Origin of the sequence: Kribbella sp. CA-245084 (assembly GCF_050942355.1) — a bacterium.
Taxonomy (GTDB): Bacteria; Actinomycetota; Actinomycetes; order Propionibacteriales; family Kribbellaceae; genus Kribbella.
Window position 1 is genome coordinate 7,543,104 of record NZ_CP192053.1, and the last position, 18,031, is coordinate 7,561,134.

Here is an 18,031-nt window from a genome sequence, read left to right on the forward strand (position 1 = left end):
GGGCATGACTGCCGGGGCCCTCTCGCTAGTCCCCGAGCGTCAGAAGCCGAGCTTCGATGGAACCCTCTGCCGTGGGCGCGTGTCAACGACCGTCCGGAAAGTGGTCGGGAATGCCCGGAAATTGGTCAGCGTAAGGCGGAAGCAAACGCTTCGAGTGCGGGATAACCCGCATTTCCGGTAACGATCGTGGTGACTCCGGAACCGACCAGCACCAACGCGTTCTCGCCCTTGCGGTCCAGCAGAACCTTGCGCTGCCAGGTGACGCCGGCCACGGTCGACGTACCGTCGTCGGAGGTCCGGTCGAGTTTCTCGGCCAGGAATTTGCCACCGGTGACATTGGACTGCTCGAGCCCGACGTATTTCTTCTCGGTGGTGACGACGCCCAGGTGCCAGGTCATCGGCTCCTGCTGGGGCTTGCGGAATTCGACGCTGGTCGCGACCCAGCCGGTCGGCATCGGCTCGGGCCCGCGCACCCAGGCGGCGACCGCCTTCGCGTCCTGCAGCTGTGCCGTGTACTCGATCGCCTTGGGCGTCTCGGCCGGCTTCGACCGCCAGGTGACCAGGATCAGGAACGCGACCACCACCAGGCAGATGACCATCGCGAACACCATGTTCCCGACGGTCTGCGACTTCCTTTTGTCCCGTCGGTACGCCTGGCGGTACTCGTTCGCCTCCGCCTGGATCTGGGCGTGTTCCCGCGCCGCAGCCTCGTTGGAAGCACCCTGACCTGTCGAACTCATACGCACAGTGTCTCGCGACGTGCAATCCGCCCGAACAGCGCCCAGGCTCGTTGGCTACGATCCGTTGGCATGAGCGACCCGACCACGCCACCGGCCCACCTGGAGGTCGAGGCGCATGCGCCCGACCGGAACCTCGCCCTCGAACTGGTCCGGGTCACCGAGGCCGCGGCGATGGCGGCGGGGCGCTGGGTCGGCCGCGGCGACAAGAACGGCGCCGACGGCGCGGCGGTGAACGCGATGCGGACGCTGATCGGCACGGTCGGGATGAACGGCGTGGTGGTGATCGGCGAGGGCGAGAAGGACAACGCCCCGATGCTCTTCAACGGCGAGCAGGTCGGCGCCGGCGAGGGCCCGGAGTGCGATGTCGCGGTCGATCCGGTCGACGGTACGACGTTGGTCGCGAAGGGCATGAACAACGGAATCGCGGTGATGGCGGTCTCCGCGCGGAACTCGATGTACGACCCGTCCGCGGTCTTCTACATGGAGAAGCTCGTCGTCGGACCGGAGGCGGCCGAGGTCGTCGACATCCGGCTCCCGGTCGCGGAGAACATCCGCCGGGTCGCAAAGGCCAAGGGTTCCTCGGTCGACGACGTCACCGTCGTACTGCTCGACCGGCCGCGGCACGACGAGCTGGCGACGCAGATCCGGGCGACCGGCGCGCGGATCAAGTTCATCTCCGATGGTGATGTGGCCGGCGCGGTCGAGGCGGCGCGGCCGGACACCGGTCTGGACATGCTGCTCGGCATCGGCGGTACGCCGGAGGGCATCATCGCCGCCTGCGCGATGAAATGCCTCGGCGGGAAGATCCAGGGCAAGCTCTGGCCGCGCGACGACGCGGAGCGGCAGAAGGCGCTCGACGCGGGCCACGACCTGGACCAGGTGCTCGACACCGACGATCTGGTCAGCGGTGACGACTGCTTCTTCGTCGCGACCGGGATCACCGACGGCGAGCTCCTCCGCGGCGTCCGGTACGGGCGGTCCACCGCACGCACCCACTCGCTGGTGATGCGATCGCGCAGCGGCACGATCCGCAGTATCGAGAGCGAGCACCAGTTGTCCAAGCTGCGCGCGTACTCCTCCATCGACTTCGAGCACGCCCGATGAGCGCACCCGTCCTCGTCATCGGCGAGGCTCTTGTCGACATCGTCGGTACCGCTGCCAAAGCCACCACCCGCAACGGGAACGGGAAGGCCAAGGCGATCCCGGGCGGGTTCGCGGCGAACGTTGCCGTCGGACTGGCCAGGATGGGTGTGCCGACCGAGTTGGTGGCACGCTTCGGCACCGACCAGTACGGCGACCTGCTCGGCGCGCACCTTTTCGGCAACGGGGTTCAGCTCGCTCCTGGGACGGTCGATCCCGGGTTCCGGACCAGCACCGCGACGGCGACGCTGGACGCCGAGGGCGTGGCGTCGTACCAGTTCGACATGACGTGGGATCCGCCGGCGTTGTCGCTGCGGCGCGGTTGCCCGGCGATCCACACCGGCTCGATCGCGACCATGCTCGAGCCCGGTGCGGCGGCGATCCACTGGTTCCTGGAGTCGGTCGTCGACCAGCCCGTCACGGTTACGTTCGACCCGAACGCGCGGCCGGCGATCACCCCGGACCCGGTGGCCGCGTGGGCCGCGGTGCGGAAGTTTGCGGCGCTGTCCGACCTGGTCAAGCTGAGCGATGAGGACTGCGCGTTCTTCCGGCCTGGGGTGTCGCTGGACGACATTGCCACGGAGCTGCTGACCGAGAAGCGGACGCAGTGTGTGGTCATCACGCGCGGCGGCGAGGGCGCGATCGGCGTCGGCCGCGACGTACGGGTCGAGGTGAAGGCGCCGACGATCGAGGTGGTCGACACCGTGGGAGCCGGCGACTCGCTGATGGCGGCGCTCATCACCGGTCTGCTCGAGCGTGACTTGCTCGGTGAGCGGCGGCTGGCCGGGCTGACCTCCGAGGACCTGCACGACGTCGTGGACTACGCGGTGAAGGCGGCCGCGATCACCTGCACGCGGCACGGCGCCGACCCGCCGACCGCGGCCGAGCACACTGCGCGGTGGAGCGCCTGACATGTCGGCGGAGACGTGGGCGTCCGAGCTGGAGTCCAAGGGCAGCGTGGTGTTCTTGCCACGCCGCGGCCGGCTGGCGATCCGGCTGGCCGGCTTCGCGCTGCTGATGGTGTTGTCCGCTTGGACGAACGTCGACCATCTTCGCGCTGACGGCGTCTCTGGTGCGCTCGGCGTACTGCGGCTGACGGCGCTCGCCGCCTTCGTTTACGGTACGGCGCTCACCGCGTGGCAGCTGATCACGAACCGCCCGGTCATCACGGTCGACGCCGAGGGCATCACCCGCGGGCGCAACCTGCCGTGGTCCGGGATCACCAGCATCGACGGGCCGACCGGTCTGCCGCTCGCCCGTACGGTGCAGGTCAACCCGGCGGACCGGCGTACCCGCCCGATCTCGATCCCGCAGGACAACGTCGAGGACCTCGAAGCGCTGACGCCTTGGCTGCGATCACTCCTGGATCAGCACCGCGACTAGGCCAGGGTGCTGCTTAGGTCAGGGTGCTGCTTAGGTCAGGGTGCTGCTTAGGTCAGGGTGCTGCGGACTGCGCTGAGGTGGGCGCGGGAGCGGGCTGCGGCGAGGTCGGGGTCCTGGAGGCGGATGGCTTCGGCGATCGCCGCGTGGGCAGCCTGGTCGTGCCGGTGGCGGTGCTGGTCGTCGAGCTTCAGCATGTCGATCATCGCGGCCCGGATCCGCGGTGCGAACGAGTCGAACAGCTCCGTGAGTACGGCGTTGTGCGCGGCGACCACGACCGCGCGATGGAACGCCATATCGGCCTCGATGTACCAGTCGTCCGGAGCGCTCAGCGCTGCGCGCTTGCGGTCCGTCAGCGTGTAGCGGAAGTTCTTCAGGTCGGCCGGGGTACGACGGGACGCCGCGAGCCGGGCGCCTTCGGTCTCGATCGCGAGCCGGCCCTCGAGTACGTCGGTGATGTCGGCCTTCCGCAGCACCTTGTCCCAGTCCTCGGCAGCCTGTAGCGCGATGACGAACACACCCGCGCCCTGACGGCTCTCGAGCACGCGGCGGCCGGCGAGCTCGCGCACAGCCTCGCGGATCGTCGACCTGCCGACGCCTAGCTCGGCGGCCAGCGTGGTCTCGCCGGGGAGCTTGGCGCCGATCGTCCACTCACCGCTCCCGATGCGGCGCAGCAGCTCCTCGGCGGCTTGCTCGGCCAGCGGGTGACGGCGAATCATCTCGGCATTCTATGACACCTCAGGTTGTCAGCTTGTCTGAGGAGTTGATACCGTGCTCGGCATGCGCAAGCTTCCGGGTCTCCTCCTTCTTGGCCGCCACGGCGGGAGCTGATTCGACCGGCGCTCCCTCCGTGGAGTGCACTCGTCTGCCGGTCCTCCCACTGCGCCGGAAGGACCACCCCCATGAACCGCCAACAGCCCTCCCCCATGCCGAGCCACCGCTACCGCGACATTTTCGCCAAGGTCCCGGTCGCGCCGGTCGACCGCACCTGGCCGGAGCGCCGGATCACCACCGCACCCCTGTGGGTGCCGGTCGATCTCCGCGACGGCAACCAGGCGCTGGCCGAGCCGATGGATCCGTCGCGCAAGCGGAAGTTCTTCGAGCTGATGGTTGCCATCGGCTACAAAGAGATCGAGGTCGGATACCCGTCCGCATCGCAGACCGACTTCGATTTCGTGCGACTGCTCGCCGAGTCGGATCTGGTGCCTTCCGACGTCACCATCGTCGTGTTCACCCCGGCCCGCGCGGATCTGATCGCTCGGACGGTCGAGTCCGTCGCCGGGATGCGTGGCGACGTGGTGATCCACATGTACGCCGCGACCGCGCCGACCTGGCGGGACGTCGTACTGCGTCGTACGCGGGACGAGCTGGCGTCGATGATCTACACGGGGTCCGAGGAGATCCTGCGGCTGGCGGGCGATTCCGTGCGGTTCCAGTTCTCGCCTGAGGTGTACAACCTGACCGAGCCGGATTACGTGCTGGAGCTGGCGGATCACCTCACCAAGCAGTGGGACGCGACGCCGGAGCGGCCGGTGATCATGAACCTGCCGGCGACGGTCGAGGTCGCGACGCCGAACGTGTACGCCGACCAGATCGAGTACATGCACCAGAACCTGCCTCGGCGCGACGGGGTGATCCTGTCGGTGCATCCGCACAACGACCGCGGTACCGGGATCGCCTGCGCCGAGCTCGCCGTACTCGCGGGTGCGCAGCGGGTCGAGGGCTGCATCTTCGGCAATGGCGAACGCACCGGGAACGTGGACATCGCGACGCTCGCGCTCAACCTGCACGCGCAGGGCGTCGATCCGATGGTCGACTTCTCCGACATCGACCGGATCCGGGACGTGGTCGAGTACTGCACGCGGATGCCGATCCACCCGCGGCACCCATACGTCGGGGAGCTCGTCTACACGGCCTTCTCCGGGACGCATCAGGACGCGATCCGCAAGGGGTTCGCCGTACAGGGTGACGGCTTCTGGGATGTGCCTTATCTGCCGATCGATCCGGCTGATGTCGGGCGCGGGTACGAGGCCGTCGTCCGGGTCAACAGCCAGTCGGGTAAAGGTGGGATCGCGCACGTGCTGGAGTCTGTGTACGGCGTACGGCTGTCCGCTGCACAGGAGCGGGAGTTCGCGCAGCATGTGCAGCGGCGTACGGACGAGACCGGGCGGGAAGCAAGTGCGGAAGAGCTGAAGGCGTTGTACGAGGAGGTTTACGGGTGCTCGAACTGAAAGATGTCGACTTCGTCCGGGACGGCAAACTGCTGCTGTCCGGGGTGTCGCTGACGGTCGGCGAAGGTGAGCGATGGGCTCTGCTCGGGCCGAACGGCGCGGGCAAGAGCACGATGCTCGGCCTCTGCGGCGCGGTCACGCACCCCACCCGCGGCACAGTCGAGATCCTCGGTAAGCGCCTCGGCACTGTCGACATCCGCACCCTCCGCGAGTCCATCGGCCACGTCAATCCACGACACCCGCTGCGCTCACCGTTGTCCATCGTCGACGTAGTCCTCACCGGCCTGACCGGCACCATCGAACGCATGCCCCGCTGGGATCCAACGCCCGCTCAAACAGCCCGCGCCCTAGAGCTGATCGACCTCCTGGGCGTCACACCACAGGCCCACTCCCCCTGGCCCACCCTCTCCCAAGGCGAACGCGGCCGAGCGTTAATCGCCCGGTCCCTAATCTCCGACCCCAAGCTCCTCCTCCTGGACGAGCCTTCCACCGGCCTGGACGTAGCCGCCCGCGAACAACTCCTCGAAACCCTCGACCACATCCACACCACCCACCCCCATCTCGCCTGGCTCCTCGTCACCCACCACCTGGAGGAGCTCCCCACCTGCACCACCCACGCCACCCTCATCCGCGAAGGCCGCATCCTCGCCGCCGGCCCAGTAGACGACGTGATCACCACCCCACTCATCTCCCAAACCTTCAACCACCCCATCAAAATCACCCACCAAGCAGGCCGCTGGACCGCAACCGCCGGAGCACGCCGTGCCTTAGAGTGATCTCGCTTCGGGGTGGGGCGAGGGCTGGGGGACGACGTGGCGGTGATGGGTGAGCGCCTGCCTGAGGCGTGGATGGTGGAATGGCACCGGAACAGGCGGGTCGAGTTCCCGCTCCGTCGGTGGTCGTTCCTGCAGTTCCCGGTTCTTCTGGGGCTGGGGCCGTCCTTGCTGTTGATGGGCCGGTTGCCGGACATGCTCGACGAAGGCGCCTGGCGGTACTTCGGCTACCTGATCATCGTCGGGTACGCAGGCATCGCGATCGCCGTCGCCTGGCAGCTCATCACCCAACGCCCGTACGTCGTCGTGGACCGAACCGGTGTCCGCGCCGGCCGTCGCTTCATGCCGTGGACCGACGTCGGCTCCATCGGACTGATCCGCGGCCAGAACCCGTTCCGCGAACTACCGATCCACCCGAAGAACGTCTGGGCCAAGGACCTCGTCCTCAGCCGGCAGCACGTGAACGACCTTGCGGCGTTCCGGAGTTGGCTCGATGAGTTGCTGGCCGAGCATCGCCAGGTGGCGCAGGAAGGTGGGGTGGAGTGATGCGGGACATGGGGGACGCTTCGGCGGAGGTTTGGGACGAGGAGTTGCGTCGTACCGGACGAGTGGTGTTTCCGTTGCGGCGACGGGCCACGCTTGTCGCGTACCCGGTCGTTGTGCTGGGCCTGGTGCTGTCCGCGCTGAACCTGTTGCTCCACGGCGTGCAGCGAGACGCCGTCGGGGATCTCCTGTGGGCGGCGTTGTTCGCCGGCTTCATCGGCAGCGGGGCATACCGCTTCGTCGCGCAGCGGCCGAGTGTGGTGGTGGATCGGGAAGGCATTCGGTACGGGCGGCGGAAATACCTGCCCTGGAGCGCGGTACGAGGGATCGGGATCGTGGCCGGGATACCTGGGAGCCGGTCGTTACTGGTCCATCCGTGGGACACGTCCGCCAAGAGCGTCCGGCTGAACCAGCAGAATGTTCGCGATATGCCGGCCTTCCAGCAGTGGTTGGCGACGGTGCTCGCCGATCACTGGGCTGGGTCCTAGGTGAGGCCGAGGCGTTTGCTGAGGCGGGGGCCTCGTTTGATTTTGATCTCGCCGAGGATGGCGGTGCCGCGGATGTGGAAGCGTTTGGGGGCCGTCGGCTGGGCGTTCGGGTCGGGGACGGCTTTGAGGCCGGCTTCCTGTTCGGAGACGGAGCCGAGGATCGGGTTGCTGTCGAGCAGGACGATCGCGTTCGCGGGGACGCGGATCTTCACGTCGGCGAGGATCGACTTCACGTCGACCTGGATGTCGTCGTACGGGATGTTCGCCTCGGTGTAGTCGAGCGTGACGTCGCCGAGGACCGCGTTCACTTCCTGCCGCTGCGGGACGAGCCAGTTGCCCATCCGCTTGGTCTCGGACATGAACACATTGATCACCGGGCCGGTCTCGACCATCGCGCCGCTGTACTGCGGGCTGACCGACGGGACTCCCGGAGCGCGCGGACCGTTCGGCAGGTCGGCCGTCAGCTCGACGAGGTCGCCGTACGTCTTGGAGCCGTACAGCGTCTCGAGCCGCTCCTCCAGCTCGCCGTACGACAACCGGCCTTCGCCCGCGGCCTCGCGCAGTACGTCGGCGACCTCCTCCCGCTCGAGGTCGGACACCCGCCGCCGCAACGCCAGTTCATCACCGGTCGCCGCCTGCGAGGGCACGGCATCCTGCGGTCGGTTCTCCTGGGGAACGTCATCCTGAGCCACGGCAAAACCATACGCGCGGCAGGAGTCCGCTGCCGCCAGGTTTCTCCCCCGATTCACCCCTGACCACAACCCTGGTTCCGGGCTCATACTGTCCGACATGACATGGCCTGAAGGTGTCCTGGGGCGGAGGCTGGCAGGAACGTACCTCGCCGGCTGGCTGAGCTGGTTGATCGGTGTCGTCTGCGTCCTGAGCGTCCAGCTGGCCGGAGTGGCCGAGCCGTTGGTGATGGTGATCGGAACGGTCCTGTTCTTCGCCGGCGCAATCGGAGTCCTGGCTGTGGCGGTCCAGATGCGCAACCGCGTGTCGGCGCCGGCGGGCAAGTTCTCGGCAGGCGCCACCGGCTACCAGCGGGCGTGGCATCGGATGATGCTCGGGCTGGAGCTGCGCGCGGCGGTGCGGGTGGTGAAGGGCTGACGAGTGAGGGTTGCCTCACCTGGGGGTGAGACGGAGGTCGCGTCGGGCCGGGCGGCGGGGAGAACTAGGCTTTGAGGGGTTCAGTCCGGTCCTTGTGGAGGTATGCCCTGTGTCTGCCGACTTCAACTACTCCGATTTGTTGCCGTTGGGTGTTGACGAGACGGAGTACCGGCTGCTGACGACCGAAGGTGTCAGCACTTTCACGGCGGGCGATCGGACGTTCCTGCAGGTGGAGCCCGAGGTGCTGCAGGCGTTGACCGCGGAGGCGATGCACGACATCTCGCACTACCTGCGGACCGCCCACCTCGCGCAGCTTCGCCGGATCATCGACGACCCGGAGGCGTCCGGGAACGACCGGTTCGTCGCGCTGGACCTGTTGAAGAACGCGAACATCTCGGCCGGCGGCGTACTCCCGATGTGCCAGGACACCGGCACGGCGATCGTGATGGGCAAGAAGTCCGAGGGCGTGCTGACCGGCGCGGTCGACGAGGAGTGGATCAGCCGCGGCGTGTACGACGCGTACACCAAGCTGAACCTGCGCTACTCCCAGATGGCCCCGCTGAACATGTGGGACGAGAAGAACACCGGCTCCAACCTGCCCGCCCAGATCGAGCTGTACTCCACGCCGGGCACCACCGACCCGGCGTACAAGTTCCTGTTCATGGCCAAGGGCGGCGGCTCCGCGAACAAGTCGTTCCTGTACCAGGAGACGAAGGCCGTCCTGAACCCGGCGCGGATGATGGAGTTCCTGGACGAGAAGATCCGCTCTCTCGGTACGGCGGCCTGCCCGCCGTACCACCTCGCGGTCGTGGTCGGCGGTACGTCGGCGGAGTACGCGCTGAAGACCGCGAAGTACGCCTCCGCGCACTACCTCGACACGCTGCCGGCCACGGGATCGCCGGTGGGACACGGATTCCGGGACGTGGAGCTCGAGGAGGAGGTCTTCAAGCTGACGCAGGAGTTCGGGATCGGCGCGCAGTTCGGCGGGAAGTACTTCTGCCACGACGTCCGCGTGATCCGCCTCCCGCGGCACGGCGCGTCCTGCCCGGTCGCGATCGCGGTGTCGTGCTCGGCGGACCGGCAGGCGCTGGCGAAGATCACGCCGGAGGGTGTGTTCCTGGAGCAGCTCGAGCGCGACCCGGCGCGGTTCCTGCCGGACACCACCGACGAGCACCTCGACGACGCGGCCGACGTCGTACGGATCGATCTGAACCGGCCGATGAGCGAGATCCGCGCGGAGCTGTCCAAGCTGCCGGTGAAGACGCGGCTGTCGCTGAGCGGGCCGCTCGTGGTGGCGCGCGACATCGCGCACGCGAAGATCAAGGAGCGGCTGGACGCGGGCGAGGAGATGCCGCAGTACCTGCGCGACCACGCGGTGTACTACGCGGGGCCGGCGAAGACGCCCGAAGGCTATGCGTCGGGGTCGTTCGGGCCGACGACGGCGGGGCGGATGGATGCGTACGTCGACCAGTTCCAGGCGGCCGGCGGTTCGTTCGTGATGCTTGCCAAGGGCAACCGGTCGGCGAAGGTGACGGCGGCGTGCAAGGAGCACGGCGGGTTCTACCTCGGCTCGATCGGCGGCCCGGCGGCGCGGTTGGCGCAGGACTGCATCAAGTCCGTGGATGTCGTGGAGTACGCCGAGCTCGGCATGGAAGCGGTGTGGAAGATCCAGGTGGAGGACTTCCCCGCGTTCATCGTGGTGGACGACAAGGGCAACGACTTCTTCACGGATACCCGCAAGCCCGTCCCGCTGACTGTGCGGCCGCGTAGTTGACCTGACGACCCGATCGTCGCACCCTCAGAAACGGGGGTGGTGGCGATGGGCAAGCGGATGTTGCGGGTCGGGAATCGGATCGGCGTGTGGCTCTACAAGACGTCGGACGGCCGCCTCGGGAGTGGCAGCAAGGACGTCCATGTCCTGATGCTCACCACGCCCGGCCGGCACACCGGCGTACCGCGGTCGACGTGTGTGCGGTACCTCGAGACCGCGGACGGGCTGCTGGTGTGGGGAACCGGGTCGGGTTCGCGTCAGGACCCGGACTGGTTCTGCAATCTTCGCGCGGCGGAATCGACCGACGTGCAGATCGGCGCCGAACACTCGCAGATGCGCGCGCGTGAACTGACCGGTGCCGAGCGGGGCACCGTCTGGACGGACGTCATCCTCCGCGAGGATCCGGGCATCGGCCGGTTCGCGACGAAGGCACGGCGGACGATCCCCGTCGCCGTCCTGGAACCGCTGGAGGAGTGACCTCAGCCGGCCTTGGTTTCCATCTGCTCGGGGAGCTTTGCAAGCAGGGCGCGGGTGGCTTTGACGAGATCTGCTTCGTTGTGGCCGAAGGCCTGCAGGTAACACCCAAGCGCCGAGCGGACCAGCTGCAGCTCCTCGGCCTCCAACTCAATGGTGTACATACTTCCAAGCTAAGCCCATCCGCCCCAGTTGCAACCGCTCGTGACCCACCTGTGTTGTCAGCCCCCTGGCCAGCCCACCAGCGTGAGGATCTCCGCCGCCGTGTCCGCCACGGCACCGTCGTTGTGGACGGTGAAGTCCTCGATCGGCTGATGGGTCTCGGCAAAGGCGAGGGCCGTCGCCAGATCCCACTGCGGGCCGCGGGTGGTGCGGGTGCGAGCCTCGATCAGCTCGGGTGCCGTGACGATACGCACGACCTGCACCGCGCAGTCGGGCAGCGCAGCGGTGTAGGCGGCGCGGAGCTGGGCCGAGAAGACTGGGCCGCTGGCGATCAGGAAGTCGGCGCCTGCCGCTCGGTAGGTCCGCCAGACGGCGGCGAGGTTGTCGATGCGTAGGTGGTCGCTGAAGCGCAGGCCGGAAGCCGGCGCGGGTCGCCTGGGACCGCCGAACTGGGCGACGGCGTCCAGGTCCAGTACGCCGGTGGTGTGGCCGGCGCTAGTCAGCACACCGCCGATCGCCTGGGCCGTGGTGGTCTTGCCGACACCACCGCCTCCGGTGAGAAGCAAGGCGCTGGGCATCAGCTGTGCAGTTCCTCGGCGATCAGGGTGGGCTGGTGGGTCGTCGGTGCGGCGGGGACGCGCCAGGTGGGCGGCGGGGTCCAGAACTGCCAGTCGTCGGAGAACGGGGACGACCACGCCTCGATATCTCGGATGGCGGCGTGGGCGTCACCAACGATCCGCTCCGCATCGGCGGCAGTGAAGCGTCCGGCGGTGACCGCTCCTTCGAGCTCGTCCTCGTCCTTCCACTCGATGGTGCGGTCGGGCTTCATCCACAGGTCGAGCACGTGATCGACCGTGCTGGTACGGCGGGATGCCCAGTCGCGGACGTGCTCCTGCTCGAGATTCACGTACCACCCGAGGAACGTCCCGTCCTCGCCCCAGAAGTACCAGACCGACCACGGCTTCCCGGGCGGCGATACCTTGAGGATGCCGGTGCCGTGCCAGATGTCGAGCTTCAGCGCCCGCTCCTCGGTGAACATCCCGACCGGACCGGCGTGCCGCATCTCCCGCCCATCGGCGAGGACCGGTTTGAGCAACGGCGTACCTGGGGCGAGCCAGGCGACGAGCCCGTCCGCGTCGTCACGCACGACCGTCATCGGTCGCACGTTCGGCTTGTCCGCGTGCCTCCCGGTCCCCTTCGTACACCCACTCGATCGTTGTCCCCGGCTCCCAGAATTGGCTCACGAGTCCGCCGGCCGGGTCATGGAGAGTACGTCGAGGGCCGCGTCCAGCTGCTCCTCGGTCAGGTCTCCCTTCTCGACGTGACCGTTCTCGATCACGACCTCGCGGATGGTTTTCCCTTGTTTCAAAGCGCTCTTGGCCACCGCGGCGGCGTTCTCGTACCCGATGTAGCGGTTGAGCGGCGTCACGATCGACGGCGACGACTCGGCCAGCGCGCGGGCGTGATCGACGTTCGCGGTGATGCCGTCGACGCAACGGTCCGCCAGCAGGCGCGAGCTGTTGGCCAGCAGCGTGATGGACTCGAGCAGGTTGCGGGCGATCACCGGGAGCATCACGTTGAGCTCGAAGTTGCCTCCGGCACCGGCCACGGTGATCGCGGTGTCGTTGCCGATCACCTGCGCGGCAACCATCAGCGTCGCCTCGCAGATCACCGGATTCACCTTGCCCGGCATGATGCTCGAGCCCGGCTGCAGGTCCGGCAGCGAGATCTCGCCGAGCCCGGCGCGCGGCCCGGATCCCATCCAGCGCAGGTCGTTGCAGATCTTCGTCAGGCTCACGGCGACAGTCTTCAGTTGCCCTGACAGCTCAACGAGCCCGTCGCGGGCGCCCTGCGCCTCGAAGTGGTCCTCGGCCTCGGTCAGCTCCAGCCCGGTCCGCCTGTTCAGCTCGGTGATCACCGCGGCCGCGAACCCGGGCGGCGTGTTGATCCCGGTGCCGACCGCCGTCCCGCCCAGCGGCAGCTCGGCGACCCTGGGCAGAGTCGCCCGCACCCGCGCGGCACCCCGGCGGATCTGCTGCGCATACCCGTTGAACTCCTGGCCGAGGGTCACCGGCGTCGCGTCCATCAGGTGCGTCCGCCCGGACTTCACCACGTCGGCGAACTCAGATCCCTTACGAGACAGGGAATCCGCGAGGTGCTCGAGCGCCGGCAGCAGCTCCTGCACGACACCGGCGGTCGCGGCGACGTGGATCGCCGACGGGAACGTGTCGTTGCTCGACTGGGATGCGTTGACGTCATCGTTCGGGTGTACGTCGTCGCCGAGCGAGCGGGTGGCGAGGGTCGCGAGGACCTCGTTGGCGTTCATGTTCGTCGACGTACCCGAGCCGGTCTGGAAGACGTCGATCGGGAACTCGCTGTCGAACTCCCCCGCAGCAATCTTGTCCGCCGCGGCAACGATCGCGTCCGCCCGGCCCGCGTCGATCACGCCGAGCGAGGCGTTCACCACCGCGGCCGAAGCCTTGATCTGTGCCAGCGCGTGCACGAGCGCCGGCGCGAGCGGCCGCCCGGAGATCGGAAAGTTCTCCACCGCACGCTGCGTCTGCGCCCGCCACAACGCGTCCCGAGGCACCTTGACCTCGCCCATCGTGTCGTGCTCGATCCTGAATTCCACGTCATCACCCATACCTGCAGAGTACGTCGCTGAGCGTTGTCGGAACGCCCTGATAGACAAGCTGTGGACAACTACACAGGAGGGGACTGGATGAAGTTCACCCAGGCATTCGAGATCACCCAGTGGGACCAGGCGGCGTACGACGAGGCAGGTTCGATCCAGCTCGGGCGGGCAACGGTCGGGAAGACGTTCACCGGCGGCGACCTCGAGGGCACCAGTTCGGCCGAGCTGTTGATGGCGGGGACGGCGGACGGCCCGGCGGCGTACACCGCGATGGAGCGCTTCAGCGGGACGCTCGGCGGACGGAAAGGGTCGTTCGTCATGCTGCACGGGGCAACGACCGATCAGAGTTCGTCTCCTGGGCGGATCGTTGCGGCCGAAGGAGATCTGGCCGGGCTGACCGGCACGGTCGAGTATGTGCACGACGAGCAGGGCGCTCGGGTCACAGTGGACTACGAGCTGCCCTGATAGACGTAGTAGGTCTCGTCCCGGTCCTGCAGACGGACCGGGACGGGGGTGACCTGGCACTTGCCGAAGACCGTCGTGACGGCTGACTCCAGAGCCGCAGATGAAGACGACGACCAGACGGTGAGGACGCCGCCGGCGCGCAACTTCACCTGACATGTGGCAAGGAAGTCAGAGGTATAGATGGCTGAATTCTCGTTGTAAACAAGGAAATCCGGGCCGTTGTCGACGTCCAGCAGGATGGCGTCGACGGAGGCGTCGGGCAGATCCGTGACGACAGCGCGCACATCGCCGACCACCACGCCGACTCGCGGGTCGTCGAGGATCGACGGGACCAGGCCTGCGCGCATCCACGCGACCAGATCCGGCTCGATCTCCGCGACGATCACCTGACCGAGGCGCGCGTCGGCCAGGAGCGTGCGGACCGTGTAGCCGAGACCCAGTCCACCAACGATCACACGCTCAGGCCGCCGTACCGCCTCCAGCGCAGCCGAAGCCAACAGCTCCTCGCTGGACGTCTCCTGGTCGTCCATCACGAAGACGCCATTCACCCGCAGCTCCAGCGCCCCATCCTCCCGACGCCGCAGTACAAGCTCACCCCGCTCGCTGCAGGCCCGCGCAATCTCCGCCACTCCCGATCGCCTGGTAGCTCAGTACCAGCCCTTGGCCTGGGAGTGGCCCCAGGCGGAGCACGGGGAGCCGTAGGTGGCCTCGATGTAGTCCAGGCCCCACTTGATCTGGGTGACCGGGTTGGTGCGCCAGTCCTTGCCGTACGCCGCCATCCGGCTGCCGGGCAGCGCCTGCGGGATGCCGTACGCGGTCGACGTCGGGTTGTCGGCGCTGACCTTCCAGCGGGACTCCTTGTTCCAGAGCTTCTCCAGGCAGCTGAACTGGCTCTCGCTCCAGCCGTGGTCGGGGAGGAGGTTCATCGCGACCTCCTTCGGCGTGCCCTCGTACTTCTTCCGCTCCGCGTCGCGGCTGGCCCGCTCTTCCTGGACCGAGCGGTCGGCCTGCTGCAGCGCCTCGTACCGGCGCAGGGCGGCGTTCTTGGCGGCGTTCTTCTGATCGGCCGCGTCCTGCAGCACGATCTGCTGCTGCGCGACGGCCTCGACCTGGTTCCGCATCCGGACCGCGTCGGCGGCCGCGTCGGCGGCGTCGGTCGGCTTCGCGGCCGACGGCGTGGCCGCGCCGGGGAGCACCTTCCCGCTGTTGATGACGGCCATCTCCGCGCGCCCTGAGACCTTCTCCGAGGCACTGCTGCTCCCGGGGGAGCTGAAGAGGTCGATACCCGCGACGACGGAGACTACGGCGATCCCTGTAACTGCGAGAGCCGTGACGGAGCGCTTCGCTTTCATCTGTCCTTCCGAGAAAACCCGACCCCCGTCGGCTGCAACGAGAACATACTCTGGCGTAAACCGTGCGTGATCACAAGCAGGTCACGAACGAACGGTGCGGCCGCCAGCGTGGCGACCGCACCGAACGCGGAATCCTTACCCGTGCTTTACAGAAAGTTATGACCCAATAACGCCGACACTCCTTACAAATACCTTCCCCGCCCCACCGCCCCGGTCACAGCTGCAGGTCGTCGAGCATCTCGGTTACGAGAGCCGCGATCGGCGACCGCTCCGACCGCGTCAGGGTCACGTGCGCGAACAGCGGATGACCCTTCAACTGCTCGACCACCGCGACCACGCCGTCGTGACGGCCGACCCGCAGGTTGTCCCGCTGGGCGACGTCGTGGGTCAGCACGACCCGCGAGTTCGCCCCGACACGCGACAGGACCGTCAGCAGCACGTTCCGCTCCAGTGACTGGGCCTCGTCCACGATCACGAAGGCGTCGTGCAGCGACCGGCCACGGATGTGGGTCAGCGGCAGCACCTCGAGCATGCCGCGGTCCATCACCTCGTCGATCACGTCACCGCTGGTCAGCGCGCCGAGCGTGTCGTGGACGGCCTGCGCCCACGGCCCCATCTTCTCGGACTCGGTGCCGGGCAGGTACCCGAGCTCCTGCCCGCCGACCGCGAACAGCGGCCGGAACACGATGACCTTCTTGTGCTGCCGCCGCTCCATCACCGACTCCAGGCCGGCGCACAGGGCCAGCGCGGACTTACCGGTACCGGCGCGGCCGCCGAGCGAGATGATCCCGACATCGGGGTCCAGCAGCAGGTCGAGCGCGACCCGCTGCTCGGCGGACCGGCCGCGGATCCCGAAGGCTTCGCGATCACCGCGGACCAGCCGGATCCGCTTGTCCGGCATCACCCGGCCGAGCGCGCTGCCACGGTCTGACAGCATCACCAGACCGGTGTGCGTCGGGAACTCGCCCGCCTGCGGCAGCTCCACGGAGCCGTTCTCGTACAGGTCGTCCACGACGTGCGTCTCGACCTCGAGCTCGGCCATCCCGGTCCAGCCGGACTCCAGGGTGAGCTCAGCGCGGTACTCCTCCGCCTGCAGGCCGCACGCCGATGCCTTGACCCGCATCGGCAGATCCTTCGAGACCAGCGTGACATCCTTGCCCTCGGCCATGAAGTTGCAGGCCACGGCCAGGATCCGGCTGTCGTTGTCGCCGAGCCGGAAACCGGCCGGTAGCGTCTCCGGGTCGGTGTGGTTCAGCTCGACCCGAAGAGTTCCACCCTTCTCCCCCACTGGCAGGGGCGCGTCCAGACGTCCGTGCAGGATCCGGAGCTCGTCGAGCAGTCGCAGCGCGGTGCGGGCGAAGTAGCCGAGTTCCGGGTGATGCCGTTTTGCCTCCAATTCGGTGACAACGACCACCGGGACGACCACCTCGTGCTCGTCGAACCGCAGCATCGCGTGCGGGTCCGAGAGGAGCACCGAGGTGTCCAGCACGAAGGTGCGCTGGTCCGGTGTTGATGAGGTACTTGACGCCTTGGCGTGGATGGCCATGTCGCACGTCCTCTTCTAGGCCGTGACGTACACCCTCGCCCCGGCCCGCCAGTGGTTAGGTGATGGGTCGGGTGCCGCCCTCGGGGTCCGGTGTTGACCCCGTCCGCGCCGCCGCACGAGCGGCAACGGCGATCAGTGAGTCCGGGACCTGAGGTCTCGGGGACTCCGTTCGGCCCCTCATGGGGCAACCGGCTGGAACGAGATTCTCAAACTGATCGGGCCTCCCGTGACAGCCGGCTTCCCCTCCGACCGTCTCTGCCAGAGTAGGAGCCCCCCGCAAACGGCGCAGCCCGACACGCCAGGCCACGGGGTTAACAGGGCGTTACACGTTCAACCAGCCGAGGGAGCAGGTTCACTCCGGCGGGTGATCCGGTACGCCGGTCCGCCCGGCGACGCTCGGTACATGAGGAAGAACTGGCCGTCGTGGACCGGGTACGCCACCGCTGCATGGTCCCTGCTGTACGGCGTACTCGGCGCGTACTGGAGCTTCGGCGGCGCGGGCTACCCGTTCGCGCACGTACCCGACGATCGCGCCACCGCGTCGATCCTGGAAGGTACGCCGGTGCACGTGCTCGCGCCGGTGATGGCAACGATCGGGCTCGCCGGCGCCGTACTTGCGGTCGTGATGACCCGGATGCGCCCGCGCGGATCGGTCCTGCAGACGATTGCCGCCGTACTCGCGGTCGGCCTCGCGCTCGCGATCCCTGACTACACACTGATCGCGGTCGTTGCCCTCTCGCCCGCGATCGTGGTCTTCGCGTTCACCGGCGTACCGGGCGCGCAGGGTGGCGTCGGCGACATCCTGTACTGGCATCGCGTGAACCTGATCATCCTGTTCGTCGGCGGCGTCCTGTGGGCCGCGACCGCCATCGCGTACCACCGGCGCAGCCGGGACGTCTGCGTGTCGTGCGGTCGAGGAGCTTCAGAACCAGCATGGAAGTCGCCGTCTGCCGCGCTGCGTTGGGGTAGATGGGCGGTGGGCATCGCGGTCGTGGCGAACCTTCCGTACGAGTTCACCCGCGTCGCCTGGTACTTCGGCTGGCCGGTCGGTATCAGCGGTGATTTCCACCAGATGATGGCCGACACGCCGGGCATGCTCGAGATGGGCCTTGGCCTAGCCGTGATGGGGCTGGCCGGCGGCGTCCTCACCCACGGCCTCGTGCACCGCTGGGGCGAGATCTACCCGCGCTGGATCTGGTTCAAGGCAGGCAAGCGGGTCCCGCC

At 67.9% G+C, this 18,031-nt stretch carries 21 protein-coding genes; 11 read left to right on the forward strand and 10 right to left on the reverse strand.

What is annotated here, in order from left to right:
- Positions 1–125 precede the first annotated feature (125 nt).
- Complete coding sequence (locus tag ACQPYH_RS35880) at positions 126–740, reverse strand: DUF4245 domain-containing protein (RefSeq protein WP_432880740.1); 615 nt, start codon at positions 738–740, stop codon at positions 126–128.
- A gap of 69 nt (positions 741–809) precedes the next feature.
- On the opposite strand from ACQPYH_RS35880, the gene glpX reads away from it, so the two are divergent.
- The 3 genes from glpX to ACQPYH_RS35895 are packed head-to-tail and all read left to right on the forward strand — an operon-like array spanning position 810 to position 3,263.
- Positions 810–1,844 (forward strand): class II fructose-bisphosphatase, encoded by a 1,035-nt coding sequence (glpX, locus tag ACQPYH_RS35885; protein WP_432880743.1) that lies wholly within the window; start codon positions 810–812, stop codon positions 1,842–1,844.
- The gene (locus ACQPYH_RS35890; protein WP_432880746.1) at positions 1,841–2,791 is read left to right on the forward strand and encodes a carbohydrate kinase family protein; all 951 of its coding nucleotides are present in this window, start codon (positions 1,841–1,843) and stop codon (positions 2,789–2,791) included. Before glpX ends, ACQPYH_RS35890 begins: the two co-directional genes overlap by 4 nt.
- A 1-nt stretch (position 2,792) precedes the next feature.
- Positions 2,793–3,263, forward strand: a complete 471-nt coding sequence (locus ACQPYH_RS35895) for a hypothetical protein (RefSeq protein WP_432880748.1) — start codon at positions 2,793–2,795, stop codon at positions 3,261–3,263.
- 47 nt (positions 3,264–3,310) lie between these two features.
- Here the strand turns inward: ACQPYH_RS35895 and ACQPYH_RS35900 are convergent, their stop codons facing one another.
- Positions 3,311–3,979: a FadR/GntR family transcriptional regulator gene (locus ACQPYH_RS35900; RefSeq protein WP_432880751.1), complete on the reverse strand. Its 669-nt coding sequence runs from the start codon at positions 3,977–3,979 to the stop codon at positions 3,311–3,313.
- 183 nt (positions 3,980–4,162) lie between these two features.
- Between ACQPYH_RS35900 and ACQPYH_RS35905 the strand changes: the two genes are divergently transcribed.
- The 4 genes from ACQPYH_RS35905 to ACQPYH_RS35920 are packed head-to-tail and all read left to right on the forward strand — an operon-like array spanning position 4,163 to position 7,295.
- Positions 4,163–5,491, forward strand: a complete 1,329-nt coding sequence (locus tag ACQPYH_RS35905; RefSeq protein ID WP_432880754.1) for a 2-isopropylmalate synthase — start codon at positions 4,163–4,165, stop codon at positions 5,489–5,491.
- Positions 5,479–6,267 carry an ABC transporter ATP-binding protein gene (locus ACQPYH_RS35910; RefSeq protein WP_432880757.1) on the forward strand — a complete coding sequence of 263 codons (789 nt, stop codon included), beginning with the start codon at positions 5,479–5,481 and terminating at the stop codon, positions 6,265–6,267. The genes ACQPYH_RS35905 and ACQPYH_RS35910 overlap by 13 nt, the downstream gene beginning before the upstream one ends.
- Before the next feature lie 45 nt (positions 6,268–6,312).
- Positions 6,313–6,810, forward strand: coding sequence for a hypothetical protein (locus ACQPYH_RS35915; protein ID WP_432880760.1), 498 nt, complete (start codon positions 6,313–6,315; stop codon positions 6,808–6,810).
- Positions 6,810–7,295: a hypothetical protein gene (locus ACQPYH_RS35920; protein ID WP_432880762.1), complete on the forward strand. Its 486-nt coding sequence runs from the start codon at positions 6,810–6,812 to the stop codon at positions 7,293–7,295. The genes ACQPYH_RS35915 and ACQPYH_RS35920 overlap by 1 nt, the downstream gene beginning before the upstream one ends.
- Here the strand turns inward: ACQPYH_RS35920 and ACQPYH_RS35925 are convergent.
- Positions 7,292–7,987, reverse strand: coding sequence for a DUF1707 SHOCT-like domain-containing protein (locus ACQPYH_RS35925; RefSeq protein ID WP_432880764.1), 696 nt, complete (start codon positions 7,985–7,987; stop codon positions 7,292–7,294). The genes ACQPYH_RS35920 and ACQPYH_RS35925 overlap by 4 nt on opposite strands.
- A gap of 97 nt (positions 7,988–8,084) precedes the next feature.
- Here ACQPYH_RS35925 and ACQPYH_RS35930 point away from each other — a divergent pair, with 97 nt between their 5' ends.
- The 3 genes from ACQPYH_RS35930 (at position 8,085) to ACQPYH_RS35940 (ending at position 10,650) form a co-directional block, all read left to right on the forward strand.
- Positions 8,085–8,402, forward strand: coding sequence for a hypothetical protein (locus tag ACQPYH_RS35930; protein WP_432880767.1), 318 nt, complete (start codon positions 8,085–8,087; stop codon positions 8,400–8,402).
- Positions 8,403–8,511: 109 nt separating this feature from the next.
- Positions 8,512–10,176, forward strand: a complete 1,665-nt coding sequence (locus ACQPYH_RS35935) for a fumarate hydratase (protein WP_432880769.1) — start codon at positions 8,512–8,514, stop codon at positions 10,174–10,176.
- A 45-nt stretch (positions 10,177–10,221) separates the two neighbouring features.
- The gene (locus ACQPYH_RS35940; RefSeq protein ID WP_432880771.1) at positions 10,222–10,650 is read left to right on the forward strand and encodes a nitroreductase/quinone reductase family protein; all 429 of its coding nucleotides are present in this window, start codon (positions 10,222–10,224) and stop codon (positions 10,648–10,650) included.
- 2 nt (positions 10,651–10,652) lie between these two features.
- Here the strand turns inward: ACQPYH_RS35940 and ACQPYH_RS35945 are convergent, their stop codons facing one another.
- From ACQPYH_RS35945 to ACQPYH_RS35960, 4 genes are all read right to left on the reverse strand, one after another.
- A complete protein-coding gene (locus tag ACQPYH_RS35945) occupies positions 10,653–10,811 on the reverse strand; it encodes a hypothetical protein (protein WP_432880773.1) in 159 nt (52 codons plus the stop codon).
- A gap of 57 nt (positions 10,812–10,868) precedes the next feature.
- Positions 10,869–11,387 carry a hypothetical protein gene (locus ACQPYH_RS35950; RefSeq protein WP_432880775.1) on the reverse strand — a complete coding sequence of 173 codons (519 nt, stop codon included), beginning with the start codon at positions 11,385–11,387 and terminating at the stop codon, positions 10,869–10,871.
- A complete protein-coding gene (locus tag ACQPYH_RS35955; RefSeq protein ID WP_432880777.1) occupies positions 11,387–11,965 on the reverse strand; it encodes a DUF402 domain-containing protein in 579 nt (192 codons plus the stop codon). Before ACQPYH_RS35955 ends, ACQPYH_RS35950 begins: the two co-directional genes overlap by 1 nt.
- 84 nt (positions 11,966–12,049) lie before the next feature.
- A complete protein-coding gene (locus ACQPYH_RS35960; RefSeq protein ID WP_432880780.1) occupies positions 12,050–13,453 on the reverse strand; it encodes a class II fumarate hydratase in 1,404 nt (467 codons plus the stop codon).
- Positions 13,454–13,531: 78 nt separating this feature from the next.
- On the opposite strand from ACQPYH_RS35960, the gene ACQPYH_RS35965 reads away from it, so the two are divergent.
- The gene (locus tag ACQPYH_RS35965) at positions 13,532–13,909 is read left to right on the forward strand and encodes a DUF3224 domain-containing protein (RefSeq protein WP_432880782.1); all 378 of its coding nucleotides are present in this window, start codon (positions 13,532–13,534) and stop codon (positions 13,907–13,909) included.
- Here ACQPYH_RS35965 and ACQPYH_RS35970 read toward each other — a convergent pair.
- From ACQPYH_RS35970 to ACQPYH_RS35980, 3 genes are all read right to left on the reverse strand, one after another.
- Complete coding sequence (locus ACQPYH_RS35970) at positions 13,894–14,538, reverse strand: hypothetical protein (RefSeq protein ID WP_432880784.1); 645 nt, start codon at positions 14,536–14,538, stop codon at positions 13,894–13,896. The two genes, ACQPYH_RS35965 and ACQPYH_RS35970, sit on opposite strands and share 16 nt — an antisense overlap.
- A gap of 18 nt (positions 14,539–14,556) precedes the next feature.
- Positions 14,557–15,261, reverse strand: a complete 705-nt coding sequence (locus tag ACQPYH_RS35975) for a hypothetical protein (protein WP_432880786.1) — start codon at positions 15,259–15,261, stop codon at positions 14,557–14,559.
- A gap of 214 nt (positions 15,262–15,475) precedes the next feature.
- Positions 15,476–16,807 carry a PhoH family protein gene (locus ACQPYH_RS35980; RefSeq protein WP_432880789.1) on the reverse strand — a complete coding sequence of 444 codons (1,332 nt, stop codon included), beginning with the start codon at positions 16,805–16,807 and terminating at the stop codon, positions 15,476–15,478.
- Positions 16,808–18,031 lie beyond the last annotated feature (1,224 nt).

Coding starts and splice junctions, on each gene's coding strand:
- ACQPYH_RS35880 (WP_432880740.1), bottom strand. CDS start 740: ATGAGTTCGACAGGTCAGGGTGCTTCCAACGAGGCTGCGGCGCGGGAA.
- glpX (WP_432880743.1), top strand. CDS start 810: ATGAGCGACCCGACCACGCCACCGGCCCACCTGGAGGTCGAGGCGCAT.
- ACQPYH_RS35890 (WP_432880746.1), top strand. CDS start 1,841: ATGAGCGCACCCGTCCTCGTCATCGGCGAGGCTCTTGTCGACATCGTC.
- ACQPYH_RS35895 (WP_432880748.1), top strand. CDS start 2,793: ATGTCGGCGGAGACGTGGGCGTCCGAGCTGGAGTCCAAGGGCAGCGTG.
- ACQPYH_RS35900 (WP_432880751.1), bottom strand. CDS start 3,979: ATGATTCGCCGTCACCCGCTGGCCGAGCAAGCCGCCGAGGAGCTGCTG.
- ACQPYH_RS35905 (WP_432880754.1), top strand. CDS start 4,163: ATGAACCGCCAACAGCCCTCCCCCATGCCGAGCCACCGCTACCGCGAC.
- ACQPYH_RS35915 (WP_432880760.1), top strand. CDS start 6,313: ATGGGTGAGCGCCTGCCTGAGGCGTGGATGGTGGAATGGCACCGGAAC.
- ACQPYH_RS35920 (WP_432880762.1), top strand. CDS start 6,810: ATGCGGGACATGGGGGACGCTTCGGCGGAGGTTTGGGACGAGGAGTTG.
- ACQPYH_RS35930 (WP_432880767.1), top strand. CDS start 8,085: ATGACATGGCCTGAAGGTGTCCTGGGGCGGAGGCTGGCAGGAACGTAC.
- ACQPYH_RS35940 (WP_432880771.1), top strand. CDS start 10,222: ATGGGCAAGCGGATGTTGCGGGTCGGGAATCGGATCGGCGTGTGGCTC.
- ACQPYH_RS35945 (WP_432880773.1), bottom strand. CDS start 10,811: ATGTACACCATTGAGTTGGAGGCCGAGGAGCTGCAGCTGGTCCGCTCG.
- ACQPYH_RS35950 (WP_432880775.1), bottom strand. CDS start 11,387: ATGCCCAGCGCCTTGCTTCTCACCGGAGGCGGTGGTGTCGGCAAGACC.
- ACQPYH_RS35955 (WP_432880777.1), bottom strand. CDS start 11,965: ATGACGGTCGTGCGTGACGACGCGGACGGGCTCGTCGCCTGGCTCGCC.
- ACQPYH_RS35960 (WP_432880780.1), bottom strand. CDS start 13,453: ATGGGTGATGACGTGGAATTCAGGATCGAGCACGACACGATGGGCGAG.
- ACQPYH_RS35965 (WP_432880782.1), top strand. CDS start 13,532: ATGAAGTTCACCCAGGCATTCGAGATCACCCAGTGGGACCAGGCGGCG.
- ACQPYH_RS35975 (WP_432880786.1), bottom strand. CDS start 15,261: ATGAAAGCGAAGCGCTCCGTCACGGCTCTCGCAGTTACAGGGATCGCC.
- ACQPYH_RS35980 (WP_432880789.1), bottom strand. CDS start 16,807: ATGGCCATCCACGCCAAGGCGTCAAGTACCTCATCAACACCGGACCAG.